The 17,851-nt window shown below is 68.8% G+C and carries 19 protein-coding genes and 4 tRNA genes; 14 read left to right on the forward strand and 9 right to left on the reverse strand.

The features are described 5' to 3' along the window. The first annotated feature begins 133 nt into the window (after positions 1–133). The 3 genes from ACQP06_RS00995 (at position 134) to ACQP06_RS01005 (ending at position 2,066) form a co-directional block, all read left to right on the forward strand. Positions 134–1,312, forward strand: coding sequence for an alpha-hydroxy-acid oxidizing protein (locus ACQP06_RS00995; protein WP_433669794.1), 1,179 nt, complete (start codon positions 134–136; stop codon positions 1,310–1,312). Positions 1,313–1,481: 169 nt separating this feature from the next. After that, positions 1,482–1,916, forward strand: coding sequence for a MarR family winged helix-turn-helix transcriptional regulator (locus ACQP06_RS01000; RefSeq protein ID WP_433673541.1), 435 nt, complete (start codon positions 1,482–1,484; stop codon positions 1,914–1,916). A gap of 65 nt (positions 1,917–1,981) precedes the next feature. Continuing rightward, positions 1,982–2,066 (forward strand) — tRNA-Ser (locus tag ACQP06_RS01005). Positions 2,067–2,125: 59 nt separating this feature from the next. On the opposite strand, the gene ACQP06_RS01010 is transcribed toward ACQP06_RS01005, so the two are convergent. Together ACQP06_RS01010 and hisC are read right to left on the reverse strand one after the other, a co-directional pair. Continuing rightward, positions 2,126–2,923 (reverse strand): alpha/beta fold hydrolase, encoded by a 798-nt coding sequence (locus ACQP06_RS01010; protein WP_433669796.1) that lies wholly within the window; start codon positions 2,921–2,923, stop codon positions 2,126–2,128. Between the two features lie 87 nt (positions 2,924–3,010). After that, positions 3,011–4,087 (reverse strand): histidinol-phosphate transaminase, encoded by a 1,077-nt coding sequence (gene hisC / locus ACQP06_RS01015; RefSeq protein WP_433669798.1) that lies wholly within the window; start codon positions 4,085–4,087, stop codon positions 3,011–3,013. 187 nt (positions 4,088–4,274) lie between these two features. Here hisC and ACQP06_RS01020 point away from each other — a divergent pair, with 187 nt between their 5' ends. The 3 genes from ACQP06_RS01020 to ACQP06_RS01030 all read left to right on the forward strand — a co-directional run bounded on the left by ACQP06_RS01020 (position 4,275) and on the right by ACQP06_RS01030 (position 5,254). Next, on the forward strand, positions 4,275–4,967 hold the full coding sequence (locus tag ACQP06_RS01020) for a dienelactone hydrolase family protein (RefSeq protein WP_433669800.1): 693 nt from the start codon (positions 4,275–4,277) through the stop codon (positions 4,965–4,967). A gap of 88 nt (positions 4,968–5,055) precedes the next feature. Continuing rightward, positions 5,056–5,145, forward strand: a tRNA-Ser gene (locus ACQP06_RS01025). Between the two features lie 36 nt (positions 5,146–5,181). Further along, positions 5,182–5,254, forward strand: a tRNA-Arg gene (locus ACQP06_RS01030). A 55-nt stretch (positions 5,255–5,309) separates the two neighbouring features. Here the strand turns inward: ACQP06_RS01030 and ACQP06_RS01035 are convergent. The 4 genes from ACQP06_RS01035 to ACQP06_RS01050 form a co-directional block, all read right to left on the reverse strand. Further along, a complete protein-coding gene (locus tag ACQP06_RS01035; RefSeq protein ID WP_433669802.1) occupies positions 5,310–6,023 on the reverse strand; it encodes a maleylpyruvate isomerase family mycothiol-dependent enzyme in 714 nt (237 codons plus the stop codon). A gap of 26 nt (positions 6,024–6,049) precedes the next feature. Beyond that, positions 6,050–6,811 carry a DUF998 domain-containing protein gene (locus ACQP06_RS01040; RefSeq protein WP_433669804.1) on the reverse strand — a complete coding sequence of 254 codons (762 nt, stop codon included), beginning with the start codon at positions 6,809–6,811 and terminating at the stop codon, positions 6,050–6,052. Between the two features lie 124 nt (positions 6,812–6,935). Further along, entirely contained in the window at positions 6,936–7,355 is a 420-nt protein-coding gene (locus tag ACQP06_RS01045; RefSeq protein WP_433669806.1) for a very short patch repair endonuclease, read from the reverse strand. A 38-nt stretch (positions 7,356–7,393) separates the two neighbouring features. Then, complete coding sequence (locus tag ACQP06_RS01050; RefSeq protein ID WP_433673542.1) at positions 7,394–8,536, reverse strand: DNA cytosine methyltransferase; 1,143 nt, start codon at positions 8,534–8,536, stop codon at positions 7,394–7,396. 275 nt (positions 8,537–8,811) lie between these two features. Between ACQP06_RS01050 and ACQP06_RS01055 the strand changes: the two genes are divergently transcribed. Beyond that, positions 8,812–9,414: a putative glycolipid-binding domain-containing protein gene (locus ACQP06_RS01055; RefSeq protein WP_404204459.1), complete on the forward strand. Its 603-nt coding sequence runs from the start codon at positions 8,812–8,814 to the stop codon at positions 9,412–9,414. A gap of 6 nt (positions 9,415–9,420) precedes the next feature. Here ACQP06_RS01055 and ACQP06_RS01060 read toward each other — a convergent pair whose 3' ends face one another. After that, positions 9,421–10,371 carry a prephenate dehydrogenase gene (locus ACQP06_RS01060; protein WP_433669807.1) on the reverse strand — a complete coding sequence of 317 codons (951 nt, stop codon included), beginning with the start codon at positions 10,369–10,371 and terminating at the stop codon, positions 9,421–9,423. 58 nt (positions 10,372–10,429) lie between these two features. Here ACQP06_RS01060 and ACQP06_RS01065 point away from each other — a divergent pair, with 58 nt between their 5' ends. From ACQP06_RS01065 to ACQP06_RS01085, 5 genes are all read left to right on the forward strand, one after another. Further along, complete coding sequence (locus ACQP06_RS01065; protein ID WP_433669809.1) at positions 10,430–10,969, forward strand: tRNA adenosine deaminase-associated protein; 540 nt, start codon at positions 10,430–10,432, stop codon at positions 10,967–10,969. Positions 10,970–10,995: 26 nt separating this feature from the next. Then, positions 10,996–11,433, forward strand: coding sequence for a nucleoside deaminase (locus tag ACQP06_RS01070; RefSeq protein WP_433594807.1), 438 nt, complete (start codon positions 10,996–10,998; stop codon positions 11,431–11,433). Positions 11,434–11,487: 54 nt separating this feature from the next. Beyond that, positions 11,488–11,575: transfer RNA gene (locus ACQP06_RS01075), tRNA-Ser, on the forward strand. A gap of 137 nt (positions 11,576–11,712) precedes the next feature. Next, on the forward strand, positions 11,713–12,276 hold the full coding sequence (locus ACQP06_RS01080) for a hypothetical protein (RefSeq protein ID WP_433669811.1): 564 nt from the start codon (positions 11,713–11,715) through the stop codon (positions 12,274–12,276). A 96-nt stretch (positions 12,277–12,372) separates the two neighbouring features. Then, on the forward strand, positions 12,373–12,840 hold the full coding sequence (locus ACQP06_RS01085; protein WP_433669812.1) for a hypothetical protein: 468 nt from the start codon (positions 12,373–12,375) through the stop codon (positions 12,838–12,840). A gap of 36 nt (positions 12,841–12,876) precedes the next feature. On the opposite strand, the gene ACQP06_RS01090 is transcribed toward ACQP06_RS01085, so the two are convergent. Next, on the reverse strand, positions 12,877–13,443 hold the full coding sequence (locus ACQP06_RS01090) for a TetR/AcrR family transcriptional regulator (protein ID WP_433669814.1): 567 nt from the start codon (positions 13,441–13,443) through the stop codon (positions 12,877–12,879). An 89-nt stretch (positions 13,444–13,532) separates the two neighbouring features. Here ACQP06_RS01090 and ACQP06_RS01095 point away from each other — a divergent pair, with 89 nt between their 5' ends. After that, positions 13,533–14,642: an FAD-dependent monooxygenase gene (locus tag ACQP06_RS01095; RefSeq protein ID WP_433669816.1), complete on the forward strand. Its 1,110-nt coding sequence runs from the start codon at positions 13,533–13,535 to the stop codon at positions 14,640–14,642. Positions 14,643–14,713: 71 nt separating this feature from the next. Here the strand turns inward: ACQP06_RS01095 and ACQP06_RS01100 are convergent, their stop codons facing one another. Next, positions 14,714–17,041 carry an MMPL family transporter gene (locus tag ACQP06_RS01100; RefSeq protein ID WP_433669818.1) on the reverse strand — a complete coding sequence of 776 codons (2,328 nt, stop codon included), beginning with the start codon at positions 17,039–17,041 and terminating at the stop codon, positions 14,714–14,716. A gap of 217 nt (positions 17,042–17,258) precedes the next feature. On the opposite strand from ACQP06_RS01100, the gene ACQP06_RS01105 reads away from it, so the two are divergent. After that, positions 17,259–17,846, forward strand: coding sequence for a TetR/AcrR family transcriptional regulator (locus tag ACQP06_RS01105; RefSeq protein ID WP_433673543.1), 588 nt, complete (start codon positions 17,259–17,261; stop codon positions 17,844–17,846). The last annotated feature ends 5 nt before the right edge of the window (positions 17,847–17,851 follow it).

Here is a 17,851-nt window from a genome sequence, read left to right on the forward strand (position 1 = left end):
GCCGCCATGGCGATGTCCGGATTCGTCGCCAACGACGCCCCGCGCGCCCTGGTCCGCGTCCGAAACCGCCGATAGTCCCCGAGTAATTTCGACCCGATACGCAGCCGGGTCGAAGGTACTAGCGTTCCGGGGCATGAGCAGTTTCGTCGACTTCCAGAACGAGATCTATCTCGCCGGTCTGGCGGGCGCTGTCCCGGCGCTCCCGATGACCGCGGCGGGCCTGGAAGAGCGGGCTCGGGAAGTGCTGGATCCGGCGGCCTTCGCTTATGTGGCGGGCAGCGCGTCCTCCGAACGCACCGCGCACGCCAATCTCGCCGCCTTCGAGAAGTACCGGCTGCTGCCGCGCGTGCTGCGCGGCGCGAGCGGGCCCGGCGCGCGCGACCACTCGGTCGAGGTGCTCGGAACCCGGTTGGCCGCACCGATTCTCACCGCGCCGGTCGGCGTGCTGGGTCTGCTGCGCGAGCGCGGCGAGACCTTCGTCGCCGACGTCACCAAGGAACTGGGCATCGGCATGTGCCTGTCCACCGCCGCCTCCTCCACCATCGAGGAGGTGGGCGCCCGGGCCGGGGCCTGGTGGTATCAGCTGTACTGGCCCAATGACATGGAGCTGGCCCGCTCCTTCGTCGAACGCGCCGAGAAGTCCGGCGCCAAGGCCATCGTCGTCACCGCCGACACCCCCGCGCTGGGCTGGCGACCCCGCGATCTCCAGCACGGCCACCTGCCGTTCCTGCACGGCCAGGGCATCGCCAACTACCTGTCCGACCCGGTCTTCCGGGCCAAGCTGAGCGCCCCGCCGGAGGAGAGCGAGGAGGCGCTGCGCGCGGCCGTGCTCACCTGGTCCGGGCTGTTCGGCAATCACGCGCTGCGCCCCGCGGACCTGGCCCGGCTGCGGGACTGGACCGAACTGCCCATCGCCGTGAAGGGCATCCTGCACCCCGACGACGCCCGCCAGGTGGTGGACGCGGGCGCGGACGCGGTGATCGTGAGCAATCACGGCGGCCGTCAGGTGGACGGGGCGGTCGGTGCGCTGGACGCGCTGCCGACCATCGTGGCCACCGTCGGCGATCGCGCGGACGTGCTCTTCGACTCCGGCATCCGCACCGGTTCCGACGTCATGATCGCGCTGTCGCTGGGCGCCAAGGCCGTCCTCTACGGCCGCCCCTGGGTGTACGGCCTGGGCCTGGCGGGCGCGGACGGCGTGCGCCACGCGCTGCGCTGCCTGCTCGCGGATTTCGATGCGGCCATGGGGCTTTCGGGCTGCCGCGGTCCGCACGAACTGAGCCGGACCATGATCTCGTCCTACCGCGTTTAGCCCGGGCACGCGGAGGAATTCTGCGGGGGGAAACCGCGCGGGACCGCCGAGCTGAGGAGGGGCGATCACACGCCGTCACAACAATGAGCCGGTGGCCGCTGCCGCGGGCCGGAACACGCTCGAACCGAGGTGGCTCACCCCGGAGCAGCAGCGTGCCTGGCGCGCCTACATGGACGGCAGCCAGCGCCTCATGTCCGACCTCAACCGGCAGCTGCAACGCGACTGCGACCTGTCCCTGGCCGAGTACCGCATCCTGACCAAACTCTCCGAGGCCCCCGGCCGCGCCCTGCGCATGAGCGACCTCGCCGACGGCGTGCTGTCCTCCCGCAGCCGTCTCACCCACCAGATCCGCCGTATGGAGGCGCAGCGCATGGTCCGCCGGATCGCCTGCGAGGACGACGGCCGGGGTGTCCTGGCCCAGCTCACCGACGAGGGCCTGTGCCGGCTGCGGACCGCCGCGCCCGCCCACGTCGCCGCGGTCCGCCGGTTCTTCGTGGACCTGCTCACACCGCAGCAGCTGGCCGCGGTGGCCGCGGCCCTGGACCTGGTGAACCTGGCCGCCGACCACCGCGCGGACACCAGGCCGGCCGCCGATCTCGAGTGACCGGCTATGCCGATCCGGAAGCGGCAGGCCGACCGCACGCGCCATCAGTTACCATCAGTCCGCTTGGAAGCGTGGCAGAGCGGCCGAATGCACTCGCCTTGAAAGCGAGCGTTGTGAAAGCAACCGGGGGTTCAAATCCCTCCGCTTCCGCGTGAAGATGCTGGCGGCCAAGGGATTTCACACCCCTTGGCCGTCGGCATTTCGCCTTTCTAGGCGGGCAGATTCGCGAGCCAGTCGCGGATGATCGGGTCGGTGACCTCGGGGTGGGTGAACGGCACCGAGTGCGCCGCGCCGAGTCCCTCGATGGTCTCGACCCGGGTCGGACCGCCCAGCTGCGCGGCCAGTTCCTCGGTCTGGCGGCGGCTGTGGATCTGATCCTGCACCCCGTGCATGAGCAGCGCGGGCGCGGTGACGTCCTTGACCAGGTCGACGATGGACTCACGGTCGATGAGGCAGCGACCGGCCTGCTCGAGCCGACGGCGGTCCGCGGCGTTCCACTTGTCGAGCCAGTAGCGGCGCTGTTCGCGGGTGCCGCCGATCATCTGCACCGCGATCGGGGTGGCGATGGGCTCCAACGGGACGTCGCCCAGGATCCACTGGTTCATGATGATCATCTCGAAGCCAACGGATTCCGCGTCGTCGTAGGCGTCGGCCCGGGTGCCGATCAGGACCAGGCCGCGCACCCGCGCGGGCTGCAGCAGCGCCATGCGCATGCCGACCCAGCCGCCCTGCAGCAGGCCGCCCACGACCAGCCGGTCCAGGCCGAGGTGATCGATGACAGCCCATGCGTCCCAGGCCAATCGCCAGTTGTCGAACGGCTCGGCCGGGTCCTCGGTGTGGCCGTGGCCGCGCGCGTCGATGGTGACGATCCGGTAGTCCGGGGCCAGGGACGCCTCCTGGGCGGCCCACATCTCGGTGTCCTGGAAGAAGCCGTGCATCAGCAGCACCGCCGGGCCGTCGCCGCCGGTGTCGCGATAGTGGATCTTCGCCCCGTCTTCGGTCGTCACGAACGGCATGCGGCGGCGCCCCCTGTCAGGTCTTCGGTTGCGCCGGTGTGGATTCGAGGCGCGTGCCGACCCTAACAGGAACGTGTTCTAGATGAAGCGCGCGATCGTCGCCGGATCGGTGGCGAACTCCAGGAACGCGTCGTTCTCGTGCGGATCGCCCGCCGTGACGCGCACGCCGTCCGCGCCGTAGGGCCGGATGATGACCCCCGCCTCGGTGCTGGCCGCCCCGTATTCGGCGCTGCGGTCGCCCAGCGGCAGCCAGACGAAGTTGGCGTGACTCGGCGGCACCCGGTAGCCCGCCGCCAGCAGCGCGGCGCGCATGCGATCCCGTTCGGCCACAACCGCATCGGTGCGCTCGATCAGCTCCGGCCGCGCCTCCAGCGACGCGATGGCCGCCGCCTGCGCCACCCGGCTCACGCTGAACGGGATGTGCACCTTCATCAGCGCGGTGATCACCTCGGGCGCGCCGACCGCGTAGCCGACGCGCAGCCCCGCCAGGCCGTACGCCTTCGAAAACGTCCGCAGCACCAGCACATTCGGGCGCGTGCGGCCCAGTTCGACGCCGTCCGGGAAGTCCTCGGCGGGCATCCGCACGTACTCGAAGTACGCCTCGTCCAGCACCACCAGGACGTCGGAGGGCACCTTGTCGAGGAACTCCACGATCTCGGCCCGGTCGCGCGCGGTGCCGGTCGGATTGTTCGGGTTGCACACGAACACCACGCGGGTCTTCGGGGTGATCGCCGCCGCCAAAGCGTCCAGGTCGTGGGTGAATTCATCGTCCAGCGGCACCTGCACCGCCTTCGCGCCCGCCACCTGGGTGACGATCGGGTACGCCTCGAACGAGCGCCACGCGAACAGCACCTCGTCGTCGGGGTTGCGGCAGGTGATCTGCACCAGCTCCTGGCAGAGCGCGACGCTGCCGCAGCCGGCCGCCACGTTCTCCAGCTCCACGCCCAGGAAATCCGCGATGGCGCCGCGCAATTCGATGGCGTGGTTGTCCGGGTACCGGTTGGACAGCTCGACCGCCTCGGCAATGGCCTTGGTCACCGACGGCAGCGGCGGGAAGGTGGTCTCATTGCTGGCCAGCTTCACCGCGCCGGGGTGGGTCTTGCCGGCGACGTACGCCGGGATGGCATCGAGGTCCGGGCGAATGTGCGCGCTCACCCCTCCACCCTATGTCCAGTGCCGGCGGGGTCGCCCGGGGGTGCCGCCCGGTTCGCGCGAACGTCGGCCGGGGTTTGCTCGCCAGCCCCGAGCCGGGCTCGAATCGCACTCGGCTGGAATATCTCCGGCCCTCCTGACCGGCGGAAAGATTTATCCCGTTTTTACCTAGCGCAACTACAGTGGCCCTATGTCGGGCATCTATCGAGAACTGGCCCCTGTGCACGACACCACCGCGATAGCGCTGACCGTGCTCGAACCCGAGGGACACACGCGTGGCGGCATCGTGGTGTTGCACGAATCACGTGAATTCACCGAGCCATTGCTGGAACTCATGCGAGCGCTCGCCGCCGACGGCTGGACCGTCATCGCCCCCGATCTGTTCCACCGCCCCGCCAACGGCAGCCTCGTCGACCGCGTCTTCGGCGACGACCTCTTCGCCGACTTCGACGCCTGCTTCGAGTGGCTCACCGGACACGGCGTCTTCCGCGACTGCATCGGCGTCCTCGGCTTCGACTCCGCCGGCACCGCCGCCGCCCTGGTCGCCACCAACCGCCGCGTCGGCGCGGCCGTCAGCGTCGCCGCCCCCGGCATCGAAACGCCCCTCAACGAGCAGGCCGTCGCCCTGCTCGCCGCCGCGCCCGCCTTCCAGGCCCCCTGGCTCGGCCTCTTCGGCGAGGACGACCCGCGCACGCCGCCCGATCAGGTGGACCGCCTCCGCGAGGCCGCCGCCCGCGCCGACGTCGCCACCCTGGTGGTCACCTACCCCGGTCTCCACCACCGCCCCGACCAACCCGGATTCGACCCCGCCGCCGTCGACGACGTCTCCGTGCTCGACGCACAGACCAGAATCTACGAATGGTTCGACTCGCACCTACGCTGACCAGCCGATTTGGCCTATTGGTCACCCGCTGTGTAATCTTCTGTCCCGGCGGTTCGAAAGGAACCGGCGCCCTCGAAGAGGGGCACCAGGAGGCGTGCCAGAGCGGCCGAATGGGACTCACTGCTAATGAGTTGTCCCTTCACGGGGACCGGAGGTTCAAATCCTCTCGCCTCCGCCACCGCCCGGTACGCCGGGTGGACATTTGAATAGACATGCGCCCGTAGCTCAACGGATAGAGCATCTGACTACGGATCAGAAGGTTAGGGGTTCGAATCCCTTCGGGCGCACAAACAAGTGCCCCACACCAAACGGTGTGGGGCACTTGGCTTTTGGTGGGTGCGGCTACTTCCAGGCGGCGAGGGCGGGGAGATCGCCGGTGAGGTCGGCGCCGGGGGAGCGGCCGATGAGCCAGGCCGCCAGGGACGCGGCTGGGCCGGTGATTTCGGGGCCCTGGGCGCCCACTGCGCCGGTGAAGCCGGTGTCGGTGGCGGTGACCGTGAAGCCCGCGTCGTCGGCGGGCTTCACCTCGCTCAGGGACTGCGCGAGGAGGCGGGTGGTGAACTCCTCGGGCCAGTCGGCGGGGGTGTAGCCGATGTTCAGGTCGACGTGGTGGATCTCCACCTCCAGCAGGCGCATCCAGATGACGCGCATCGCGGGGATCTCGCCGCCCATGCGGTTGCGGACGGTGGCGGTCCAGCTGTCGGCGGGCATGGCCCGGGCCAGGGTCAGCCAGCGTTCGGCGGAGGCGGTGAGGTCCTCGAGTTGGTCGCGCAGCGGGCGCGGCGCACCGGCCTCGATATCGGAGTCTCGGAGGTATTGGCTTGCGTACTGCGGGGTTTCGATGCCGGTGCGGGCCCACAGCAGCAGGTTGACCAGGCTGTCGGCATTGCGGGAGAGGTGCGCGAGCACATGGCCGCGGGTCCAGCCGGGCAGCAGGGAGGGGTCGACGAGGTCGGCCTCGCTCAGCGCGGCGACCGCGGGGAGCAGGCGCTCGGTCGCGGCGGCGACGGTGTCGAGCTGGGCGGCGGTGTCGGCGAGGTGCGCGTCGCTGGTCACGATCCGACCCTAACCGCTGCGGGCGGTCAGCGGCCGGACGAGCGCGCGGTGCGCCGGTGCCGGGACGGCGTCCCGGAATCGCGTTCGGCCACAACGATTTGCACGGCCAGTGCCACCAGCCACAGGGACATGGCCCCGACCTGGATGCGCTGCGCGATGCCCAGGCCGTAGTTGCCGGGCAGGTTGTCGGCGATCAGCATCCACGCCGTCACCACCGAGCCGACGATCAGAATCCACAGCCCGGTGTGCCGCAGGATCGGCCAGCGCCGGTACTTGAACGCGGCCACCGTGAACGCGATCATCGCGATGTAGATGGAGAAGACGGCCAGGGTGCTGGTCAGCGCGTGAATCTGGTGCAGCTGCGGGAACAGCCCGGTGTCCACATAGCGTTTGGGCGCGCCCGGCTCGTCGGGCACGATCGGCCACTGCGCGTCCGCGATGGTGGCCGCGCCGAAGCAGGCCAGCGCCACCCAGCCGATGGTGGAGTAGAGCCGCCGCGAGAACAGCAGCACGCCGCCCAGTCCCGCCACCACCAGCAGCGAGCCGGAGACGGTGTCACCGGTCGTGAAGACCCAGCGGAACGGTGCGCCCTTCTCGGCCAGCTGGCTGAGGAAGGTGTTGGTCGGGTTGCTCTGGATGGGCAGGATGAATTCCAGGACCCAGGAGGAGTAACCGAGTCCGGCGACCGCGATCAAGATCGCGATGAACCATCGCAGTGCCCGTCGCCATCGTGGCTGGAGCACGGTCGTGCTCGGAGCCGCCTCGGCTAGTTTCTGCTCGGTTGGCATCACCGCGCTCGCTTTCGCTGGCCTCGCTCACTCGGACTGCCCTGCCCGGCAGTTATTCGTTCCATCCGGACTGGTCGGGTGGTCCGGTCACCAGTCCATTGTCGCCCATGTACTGACAGCGACCTCACAGCTGGCGCGACAAAGCGGTCATCACCAGGTCGGCAGCCGATTCGGCGGCCTCGTGTTCCCACACCCGCACCACGGTCCAGCCCGCGGCCACCAGCCGGGCATCGGTGTCGCGGTCGCGCGCCACGTTCCCGGCCAGCTTCTCGGCCCACCAGTCGGCATTGTTCTTCGGCCGGGTCGCGTGCTGCGGGCAGCTGTGCCAGAAGCACCCGTCCACATAGACCGCCACCTTCCGCCGCGGGAACACCAGATCCGCGCGCCGCCGCAGTCCCGGCAGCGGCGCCCGGTCCACGAAGTAGCGCTCACCGCGCCGATGCAATTCCCGCCGCAGGGCCAGCTCCGGCTTCGTCCCCACGCGGCGCTGCTTGGCCATGCGGGCGCTGGTCGCCGCATCGGTGCCCGGCCGCGCATCCGTCATCCGGCCATCCTTGCCGCGGCCGGTGCGCCGGGCAAGGATCACGCGGCTTTGACGGGAGCGCCTCCCATACGCTCGAGATGGTTCTCGACATCGTCGAGGAAGCCCTCCGGGAAGCGCAGCGATCCCATCTGGGTGCGGCGCAGGAATCCGGCGGTCGCCCGGGCCGACAGCAGCCGGGGATCGTCGAGGAACCAGCGCAGGTCCTCGTACGGCGCGTGAACCGGCCAGGTGGACACCGGAACCCGCCGGACCTCCCCGCGATGCCCCCAGGCCGCGGTCGGCCAGCTGCGGCGGGTCAGCGGTTCGCCGTCGGGGATCGGGTCGTCGGCCGGGTTGGTGACGCGCCCGGCGATCCACTCGGCCATGCGCACGCTCACCGCGTTGCCGACCAGCTTCCAGCGATGCCCGGGGCGCACGCCCGGCACCTCCAGCGCCGGCGTGGTCCAGTCGCGGTCGAAGCCCTGCAACCGCTCCCCGTCGGTGATGCCCGGCGTCACCAGTTCCCCCGACGGCAGCCGGACCGCGGGCGGGCTGGCGATGCCGAGGCCCGAACCGCCCTTCAAGGTGGGCACCGCGTTCACGGCCCAGCCCAGTCCGCGATTGCCCTCGGTCCAGTAGAAGCCGCACGGATCGTGCGCCGGATCGCCGACCTCCCGCGGGCCCGCGTCGGTCCCGAACAGGATGGGCCGCGGATCCTCGGTGCGGGACGCCAGCATCAGCACCCGCTCCCGCCGCTGCGGCAGCCCGAAGGCGCGCGCGTCGACCACGCGATAGGCCCAGGTGTAGCCGAGTTCGGTGAGCGCGTCGGTGATGTGGCGCATGGCCGCGCCGCCGCCGAGTTGCAGCATGAACGGCACGTTCTCGATGAGCAGCCAGCGGGGTCCCCGCCGGCGCTTGACCAGCCGGAACACCTCGTCCACCAAACCCGAACGGGAACCGGTGATTCCGGCCGTGCGCCCGGCCTGGGACAGGTCCTGGCACGGGAATCCGGCCGCCACCAGCTCGATCCCGGACGGCAGCGCGCGCAGCTTGGTCACGTCCGAATGCAGTGGCACGCCGGGGAAATGCGCTGCCAGCACGGCCTGCGCACCCGTATCGATCTCGCAGAGCAGTTCACTGCGCCACCCGTGGGCCGCGAGCCCGAGTTCCAGCCCGCCGATGCCGGCGAACAGGCCGACCATCCGCGCGCCCGTCACAACAGTCCCTTTCACCCCGGAGTCCCCGTGCCGCAGAGCACGTTACTCGAGTCCCCTCATCCACATCGAGCGCAACGCCCGACAGGGCCGGACTTCCAGAGCCGGTCGCTATCACTCGGGCGATCGATCGGCGGGCGTTGGCGTGCGGAAACGCCGAGAACCGCTCCGCACCATTGCATGTTGATCACGATGTCCGGTCCCGGGAGTGATACCGGCCGGGGATCTCGGACGAGCCGGGGCCTGCAACTACGGTTATAGGCGTGACGGATAACGGGAGTGAGGACGCCAAGCCGGGAGCGAAGCGGTGGCCGGCCATTCTCACCTGGCGCGCACACAACGCCTCACGCATGGAGTCGGTGCGGGTGGTGCTGAGCGGCAACCGGATTCGCGCCGCGGGCCGGATCATCGCCGGCGACTGCGAGGACCATCCCGCGTTCAGCGCGTCCTACGACCTGGTCACCGACGAATCCGGGGTCACCAAGCGGCTGTCGCTGCGCAGCACCCTGGCCACCGGCGAACGCCACGCCTCGATCGCGCGCGACGAGGAGGACTACTGGCTGATCGACGCCGGAAACACCCATGTGCGCTCCACCTTCGGCGGGGCGCTGGACGTGGACGTGGTGCTGAGCCCGTTCTTCAACACGCTCCCGATCCGCCGCTACGGGCTGGCCCGGGCGAGCGAGGACGTGCAGGTTCCGGTCGTCTACGTGCGGCTACCGGACCTGCAGGTGCAGGAGGCCAGTCTCACGTACAGCAGCGGGCCGGACGGCATCCACGTGCTGTCCCCGGTGTCCTCGGCGACCGTCACCGTCGACCAGGACGGATTCCTCCTCGACTATCCGGGCCTGGCCGAACGGATCTGATCCCGGTCAGTCCAGTGAGGTGAGAACGCCGCCGGCGCGCCCGGCGTCGATGAGCTTGGTGAGCCAGTTGCGCTCACCCAGGCTGATGTCGGTGATCGGCCAGCGCTCGTTGTCCTCGTAGTCGGTGCGGGCGTCGTGACCGGCCTCGGTCAGTTCGGCGAGGGTGCCGTTGGCGCGCAGGCTGTCGCGGGCCTGGGTGAGCACCTCGAGGGTGTCGTCCAGGACGTCCAGCAGGGCCGCGGCATTGGGTTCGCAGATGGCGCGGACCAGTTCGGGGGAGGTGGCGGCGACGCGGGTGCCGTCGCGGAAGGAGCCCGCCGCGAGGCCGAGCGCCAGCGGGCCGCCGTTGGCGCCTTCGATGGCGAGAGCTTCCGCGAGCACGTGGGGTAGGTGCGAGATGCGGGCGACCGCGCGGTCGTGTTCCACCGCCAGCACGGGGACCACCACCGCGCCGCAGTCCAGGGCGAGCTGGGCGACGCGCCGGAAGTTGTCGGCGTGCACGCCCGGGTCCACGCTGACCGCCCAGGCGGCGTTCTTGAACAGGTCGGGAGTGGATGCGGCCCAACCGGATTCGCTGGTCCCGGCCATCGGGTGACCACCCACGTAGCGGGCGCTCAGTTCGTGGCGTTGGACGGCGGCCGCGACCGGGGCTTTCACGCTCACCACGTCGGTGAGCACGCAGTCGGGGGCGTAGGTCTTCACATCGGAGAGCACCGCGTCGATGGCGGGCATGGGCACGCCGATCACGATCAGCGCGTCGCGTTCCGCGGCGCGCGACAACACTGCCTCCACGTCGCTGATCACGTCGTAGCCGTCCATCCGGGCGGCCTTGGCGCCGACCTCGGACCGGTTGTAGCCGAAGGCCTCGTAGCCGCCGGCGGCGGTGGCCCGCAGGACCGAACCGCCGATCAAACCGGTACCCAGGACGCAGACAGCTGGTTTCGAAGTGCCCGTCATGCGATCAGATTCGCATACGACTTCAACATTTCCCCCGAAGCGGACTACCGTTGCGCGCATGGCAGCACAACGCTCGAGCACGAACAGGGCGGCGTCGGACGACTTCGACGACGTGGAAGGGTTCGCGGTGGCCGTTGTCCGTGAGGAAGCCAACTGGAAGGTGACGCCGCTGAGCGACGCGTCCCTGACCAGTTTGTCCGCGGCCGAAGACGAGTTGCGCGCGCTGCGCAGTTCCGGCGCGGTGTTCGGCCTGATCGACGTCGACGACGAGTTCTTCATCATCCTGCGCCCCGGCCCGACCGGTAGCCGCATCCTGATCTCGGACGCCACCGCTGCCATCGACTACGACATCGCGGTCGACGTACTCGAGGAACTCAATGTCGAGGTCCCCGACATCGACCCCGACGAGATCGACGACGTCGAACCGTGGGAAGAGGGCGACCTCGGCGTCCTCTCCGACCTCGGCCTGCCCGAGCCGGTGCTGGCGGTCATCCTCGCCGAGACCGACCTGTACCCCGACGAGCAGCTCGGCATGGTCGCCCAGCGCCTCGGCTTCGCCAACGAGTTCTCGGCGGTCCTGGACAAGCTCCCGCGTTGACCGGCTCGCTCGCCGCCGATGAGGCGATGATGCGAGCCGCCATCGCCGCCGCGGCCGCGGCCGACCCGCGCGACGTCCCCGTCGGCGCGGTCGTCTTCGATGCCGACGGCCGCGAACTCGCGCGCGCCGCCAACGCCCGTGAAGCCCTGGGGGATCCCACCGCCCACGCCGAAGTCCTCGCCCTGCGCGCCGCCGCCCGGGTCCACGGCGACGGCTGGCGGCTCGAGGGCGCGACCCTCGCCGTCACCCTCGAGCCCTGCACCATGTGCGCCGGCGCCCTGGTCCTCTCCCGAGTCTCCCGCGTCGTCTTCGGCGCCTGGGAACCCAAGACCGGCGCCGTCGGCTCCCTCTGGGACGTGGTCCGTGACCGACGTCTCAATCACCGCCCCCAAGTCCGAGCCGGCGTCCTCGAACCCGAATGCGCCGCCCTCCTGGACTCTTTCTTCCAATCCCACCGCCCCTAGCCCCCTCTCCAGCCGATTTCGGATTCCGCCGGGTCCTCCTGTAAAGTCACCACCGGTGGCGTGTCCGAGCGGCCTAAGGAGCACGCCTCGAAAGCGTGTGAGGGGTAACCCCCCTCCGAGGGTTCAAATCCCTCCGCCACCGCTGAGGAGCCCCTCACCTGTACAGGTGAGGGGCTCCTTCTATTTCGAGCCGCCTGCGTGAACGCATCGCCGGACCTTGGCTTCCAGTCGCAGGAAATGCCGTGGCTCCCAGGACCCGCATGAGCTCAGACTGGAGCAGTGAATCCGGTTGTGCAGCAGGTACTTACGCTGGTGGCGGTGGTTTTGGGCGCTGGATCGACGTTCATCGTGACGGCATCGACGGAGCGGGCGAAATGGCGACGGGCCCAGGACGTGCGGTGGGATGACAAGCGGTTGGCGGCGTACAGCGAGTTCGCGAACGCGCTGAAGCAATACGTGCAGGTGTCATATCGGTTGGCGGCGGCCCGCGGCTATCCAGCTGTGGCGCAACCGATGGACATAGAAGTCGGGCTGAAAGCACTGGCGGAGGCAGAGGCTGAGAAGACCGTCAAGTGGGAAGCGGTCCTGCTGCTCGGCTCGCCCGGTGCTGTTGCTGCGGCACGGGCGTGGAATCGTGCGGCGTGGGAGCTCGGTTGGCCTGCGCGGGGCCACGCCATCGACCATGCGGAGTATGTCCGCCAGTACTCGGAGATGGGGCGTCGGCGGAATGAGTTCTACGAATGCGCGCGTGCGGATCTCGGGGTGATCAGTGGTGAACTGCCGCCTGGGGACCAACCCTGGCTTCCGCCCAGCGGTGAGAACCAAGATCCTCCCGTGCCGTAGGTCGTTATCCGGACGAAAAGGTTTGCTTAAGCGTTGGCTCGCAGGATTGCTTGCAACGCAGGACTTTCCGTGCGAACGAGCAGCCTGGAGGCTTCGATGTCCTACCCGTACAACCAGCCTGGCCAGCCCTACTGGTATCCCGCGCAGCAGGTGCCGCCGCGTGTGGACAGCGCCGCCGGGGTTCTCGCGGGTGTCGCGGCTCTCGGGTTCGGGTTGCTGACGGCGTTGGGAAGTGCTGCGCAGTACCACCTGTGGTGGAGCTACTCGGATGAGATGCGGAAGCTCATGGGGGTGCTGCCGTCGATGGTGTGCGGCCCGATCGCTGCCTTGCTACTGATCCCCGGCGGCATCTTGCTGCTGCGTCGTACGGCGGTTGGCCGAGTCCTGGTCATTCTCGGCTTCGTTCCGCTTTTCGCCGAGCAGGTGCTCGAGTGGCAGAAGCACGTGCCCACGAGCCCTCTTCTGTTGGCCTGGGTTCTCGGCCTCATGGCCCTCTATCTCGGCGTGGTCATCCTCGCCGCCCTGCCCTCCGTCACCCGCTGGATCAACGCCCGCGAAATGTGATCCCCGCACTGGGAAACCGGTGCGGGGCTTTCTTGTTCAGGGGCGGAGACCGTTGAGGAGGAGGTCGACGACTCGGTTGACGGCGGTGGGGTAGGGCTCGTCGGGGGTGGCGTAGATCTGGAGGGTCATCAGGCGGCCGATGTCGGCTGAGGTGACGTCGGGGCGGAGGGTGCCGTCGTCGTGGGCCTGGGTGGTGAGGCGGGCGATGCGGTCGGTGATGGTGGCGCGGACTTCGGTGAGGGCGGGGTCGGCCTTGATGTCGGCGTGGAGGGTGGGTTCGATGGCGGCGGCGAGGGCGCCGAGACGGAGTTCGGCGCAGGCGCGGAGGAGGCGGGTGAGGGCTTCGAAGGGGGTGGGGGCTTCGCGTTCCGCGGTGGCGGCCAGGTCGGAGAGGGCCGAGAGGTAGGAGTGGGCGGCGGCGGTGATGAGGGCGCCGCGGTCGGGAAAACGGCGGTAGAGGGTGCCGACGCCTACTCCGGCGGCGTCGGCGATGTCCTTCATGGAGACATTGGTGCCCTGCTCCCGGAAGACGAGCTGGGCGGCGGCCAGGATCTGGTCGCGGTTGTTGCGGGCGTCGGACCTGAGCTCGGCCGTTGTCCTCACCTCCGGGATTAAGTGGACGAAATTCTTCCGGTTACTGTACCGTCTGAAAAGTGGACGAAAATCGTCCACTTCGGATGGAGGTGATGACGATGAGCAAGGCCGTGCTGATCTCCGGGGCGGGGATCGCGGGGGCGACGCTGGCGTATTGGCTGGTGCGCAACGGGTTCGACGTGACCGTGGTCGAGCGGGCGCGCAAGCAGCGGTCGAGCGGGAACCCGATCGATGTGAAGGGGCCCGCGGTAGAGGTCGTGGAAGCCATGGGGGTGATGCCGGCGCTGCGGGCGGCGGCCTCGGCTGTGGATCGGATGAGCTTCGTGGACGAGACCGGCAGGAAGCGGTCGGGGTTGCGGCTCAGCGCTTTTCAGGGCGGGGCGGGGGACCGGGAGGTGGAGGTCGCTCGGGCGGACCTGGCCGGGATCCTGCTCGGTGCGGCCCGTGACAAGGCCGAAGTCCGTTGGGGAGAGTCGATCTCGGCGATCGCGCAGGATGCGGGCGGGGTGGATATCCGCTTCGAGAGCGGCGGCACCGGCCGCTACGACTATGTGATCGGAGCCGACGGCCTGCATTCGAACGTCCGGCGGCTGGTCTTCGGCGACGAGGCCGGATTCATCCGGCATATGGGCATGTACGCCGCCACCCTGCCCGTCGACCGGGTCTTCGACGACGAACGTGAGGTGGTCATGTTCAACCGGCCGGGCCGCGCGATCACCGTCCACCCGTCCAACGGGAAAGCCGTGGCCGCCTTCATGTTCCGGCAGGCGGCCGTTCCCGGCTTCGACCACCGAGACCTCGCGCAGCACAAACGCCTGGTGGCAGCCGCCTTCGCCGGCCGCACCGGCATCTTCACCGGTCTCCTCGACCAACTCCAGGCCGCCGACGACATCTACTTCGACTCGGTGAGCCGAATCAGCCTGCCGCACTGGTCGATCGGCCGCATCGCCCTGCTCGGCGACGCCGGATCCTCGCTCTCCCTGTTCGGCGACGGCTCCACCCTCGCCATCGCGGGCGCGCACATCCTGGCCGAGGAACTCACCCGCACCCCCGACGACCCCCGGCAGGCATTGGCGTCCTACGAGCGCCGCCACCGCAAGCTCGTCGAACCCAAGCAGCGCGGCTTCCGCGCCGCCACCGCCCTCATGGTTCCCGGCACCGCCGCCGGCATCGCGCTCCGCAACACCGCCGTCCGCTTCCTGCGCTGACGACCAAGGCGCGCAGACGAACTCGGCCCCCACCCGGAATCCGGGTGGGGGCCGAGCATTCAACGCGTCGATCAGCCGATCGTGGCGTGTTCCTTCGCCTCGGCGGGGACGGTGGACTGCTTCAGCTCGGTGAGCTTGGCGCCCTCCACGTCGATGTCGGGGAGGATGCGATCCAGCCACTTGGGGATCCACCACGCCGAGTCGCCCAGCAGGGCGAGCAGCGACGGGATGAGCACCATGCGGACGATGAAGGCGTCGAAGAAGACGCCCGCCGCCATCGCGAAGCCCATGGACTTGGCCACCACGTTGTCCTGCAGCATGAACGCGCTGAAGACCGAGATCATGATGATGGCCGCGGAGGTCACGACCCGGGCGCCGTGGTGGTAGCCGCTGATCATGGCTTCCTTGGCGGACTTGCCGTGCACGTACTCCTCACGCATGCGGGTCACCAGGAACACCTGGTAGTCCATGGCGAGGCCGAATACCAAGCCGATCAACATGATCGGCAGGAAGCTGACCAGCGGGTGCGGTTCGACCAGGCCGAACTTGCCGTCCTGGAAGATCAGCACGGTCGCGCCGAAGGTGGCCGCCATGGAGAGCAGGAAGCCGAGCGCGGCGGTCAGCGGGACCAGGATCGAGCGGAACACCAAGAGCAGCAGGATGAATGCCGCGCCGGCCACGATCGCCAGATACGGGATGATCTTGACCAGCAGGGCCTGCGACACATCCGCGAAGATCGCGGTGGTGCCGGTGATGCCGTATTCCATGCCGTACTGGGACTTCAGCTCGGACTCCGCGTTGCGGGCGTCCTTGACCAGGTCCTTGGTCTCCTTGTTGTTCGGCCCGGCGTGCGGGACGCCGGTGAACATGGCGGCCTGACCGTCCTGGCTGTGCTGGGCCACCGTCAGGTAGTCCATGCCCGGGTAGTGGGCCAGCTTGTCGCGCAACGCGTTCAGCGCATCGGTCCGCTGGTTCTCCGGGGTCTTGCTGAGGTCGACCACCACCATCAGCGTGCCGTTCGAGCCCTCGCCGAAGCCCTCGGTCTGCAGGTCGTACGCCTTGCGGATGGTGCTGTCGTGCGGCATCGAGTCGCCGCCGGGCAGACCCAGCTGCAGATTCACCGCGGGGGCGGCGAGCAGACCGAGCAGCACCACGGAGATGCCGAGGGTCAGCGCGGGCGCCTTGCCGATGAGACGGGCGAAACGCTGGCCGTTGGTGACCGACGAGTCGTCCTCGGGATCGTGCTGGGCGACCAGCGGCAGCTTCGGCTTGAACAGGAAGCGGCCGAACGCGCCCATGAGCGCGGGCATCAGGGTGACGGCCACCAGCACCGCCATGGCCGCGGAGACGGCGCCGAAGATACCCATCGAGGTGAGGAAGCTGACCTTCACGAAGGTGAGACCGGCCAGCGCGATGATGACGGTCAGACCGGCGAAGATGACGGCCGAGCCCGCGGTGCCGACCGCGGTGCCCGCGGCCTCCTCCGGCGAATTCGACACGGCCAGTTCGTGTTTGTACCGGGAGACGATGAACATGGCGTAGTCGATGGACAGCGCCAGGCCGATCATGGAGGCCAGGATCGGGGTGAAGGTCGGCACGGTCAGCCAGTGGGTGCCGAACATGATGACGGAGATGGCGGTGCCGACACCGACCAGCGCGGTGAGGATCGGCACGAAGGCCGCCACGATCGCGCCGAACGCGATCACCATGACCACCAGCGCCACCGCGATGCCGATCATCTCCGAGGCGCCGCTGGAGCCGCCCGGATCCTGGGTGATGGAACCGATGAGTTCGACCTGCAGGCCGGCCGCGCGCGCGTCGTCACCGACCTTGTAGGCGGCGTCACGGTCTGCCGCGGTGAGGTCGGAGTACTTCGGGATCGTGTACTTGACCTGCATGGTCGCGACCGAGTCCGGGTGCTCCTTGTTCAGCACGTTCAGCGGTGCGCTCGAGCAGTTCGCGGCGAAGGCCGGGTTGGAGCGGTCGGCGGCGAGGCAGTCGATTCCAGCGCGCTCACCGATCTTCTTGGTGATCTCGACCGGGTTCATCAGCGGCGCGGACTTGTCGATGATGTCGAGTGCGCCGAGCTTGGTGACGAAGGCCTGCAGCGCGGCCGCGTTGCCGGGGTCGGTCAGCTTCTGACCGTTCGGCGCGGCGATCACATAGGTGCCGTTGACGGCATTCTGGTCGAAGCCGGCGGAGGCGCCCGGGAAGTGCTCGTCGAGGATCTTGGTGGCCCGCTCGGACGGCAGGTCCGGCATGGTGAAGGAGTCCTGGAACGGCTTGGCCAGCGAACCGCCGACACCACCGATCACGAACAACGCGGCGATCCACGCCGCGATGACGATCCATTTACGGCGGAAGGCGAACTTCCCCCACCGATAGAGGTATACGGACACGAGGGGTCTCCTGGGCGATGGTTTGTGCGGGCTGAACAGGGGTGCTGGTGTGCGAGCGCGTAGACAACACTGCCGCCGGGAGCTACCGCTCCCCGCCTTCACGAAACGAAATCTGCCTACCGTGCGGTAGGTAGACTACCGAGGAGCTAAGTGGAGGAACAACCTCGACTCTAGGTGGCGTTGATCGCATTTCGAGCGCGAGTGAGAGGATGTGCGCATGGGTGGCCAAAACGGTTCCGGGACCGTTGTCGCAGGTAGAAGCACTAAAGACGCGATCCGTGACGCCGCTCTGCAGTTATTCGCCAGCAAAGGGTTCGACCACAGCAGTTTGCGCGAGGTCGCCGATGCGGTGGGAATCACAAAAGCCTCGCTCTACTATCACTATGCCTCGAAGGTCGATCTCCTGGTGGCGATCATCGAGCCGATGTTCGACGAAGTGCGGGATCAGGTCGCGAGCCTCGACAACCTGCCCGCAACTCCCGACAACGTCCGAGCGGTGATTCGCGAGCGGCTGCACTCCACCCTGGCCAACCGTCAGGTGGGCGCGCTGTGCATGCGCGACACGGTCGCCATCGTCAACGCGCTCGGCAATCGCTACCCCGACATGATCGAGCTGCACCACCGCATGTGCCGGTGGATGGCGGGACCCGATCCGGACGCCGACACCCTGTTGCGCGCCGCCGCGGCCATGCAGGTGCTCAGCACCGCGATGATGACCCAGGAGATCGTCCCGGACATGGATGTCGACCACGTCGAGACGACCCTGCTGAATGCCGCACTCGGTGTGCTGTATCCAGCGCGATAGGGTTT

It is taken from the genome of Nocardia sp. CA-136227 (genome assembly GCF_050955695.1).
Taxonomy (GTDB): Bacteria; Actinomycetota; Actinomycetes; order Mycobacteriales; family Mycobacteriaceae; genus Nocardia.

Excerpts from the sequence above, each read along its gene's own strand:
- ACQP06_RS00995 (WP_433669794.1), top strand. The coding sequence starts at position 134 with ATGAGCAGTTTCGTCGACTTCCAGAACGAGATCTATCTCGCCGGTCTG.
- ACQP06_RS01000 (WP_433673541.1), top strand. The coding sequence starts at position 1,482 with ATGGACGGCAGCCAGCGCCTCATGTCCGACCTCAACCGGCAGCTGCAA.
- ACQP06_RS01020 (WP_433669800.1), top strand. The coding sequence starts at position 4,275 with ATGTCGGGCATCTATCGAGAACTGGCCCCTGTGCACGACACCACCGCG.
- ACQP06_RS01040 (WP_433669804.1), bottom strand. The coding sequence starts at position 6,811 with ATGCCAACCGAGCAGAAACTAGCCGAGGCGGCTCCGAGCACGACCGTG.
- ACQP06_RS01045 (WP_433669806.1), bottom strand. The coding sequence starts at position 7,355 with ATGACGGATGCGCGGCCGGGCACCGATGCGGCGACCAGCGCCCGCATG.
- ACQP06_RS01050 (WP_433673542.1), bottom strand. The coding sequence starts at position 8,536 with ATGGTCGGCCTGTTCGCCGGCATCGGCGGGCTGGAACTCGGGCTCGCG.
- ACQP06_RS01060 (WP_433669807.1), bottom strand. The coding sequence starts at position 10,371 with ATGACGGGCACTTCGAAACCAGCTGTCTGCGTCCTGGGTACCGGTTTG.
- ACQP06_RS01065 (WP_433669809.1), top strand. The coding sequence starts at position 10,430 with ATGGCAGCACAACGCTCGAGCACGAACAGGGCGGCGTCGGACGACTTC.
- ACQP06_RS01070 (WP_433594807.1), top strand. The coding sequence starts at position 10,996 with ATGATGCGAGCCGCCATCGCCGCCGCGGCCGCGGCCGACCCGCGCGAC.
- ACQP06_RS01085 (WP_433669812.1), top strand. The coding sequence starts at position 12,373 with ATGTCCTACCCGTACAACCAGCCTGGCCAGCCCTACTGGTATCCCGCG.
- ACQP06_RS01095 (WP_433669816.1), top strand. The coding sequence starts at position 13,533 with ATGAGCAAGGCCGTGCTGATCTCCGGGGCGGGGATCGCGGGGGCGACG.
- ACQP06_RS01105 (WP_433673543.1), top strand. The coding sequence starts at position 17,259 with ATGGGTGGCCAAAACGGTTCCGGGACCGTTGTCGCAGGTAGAAGCACT.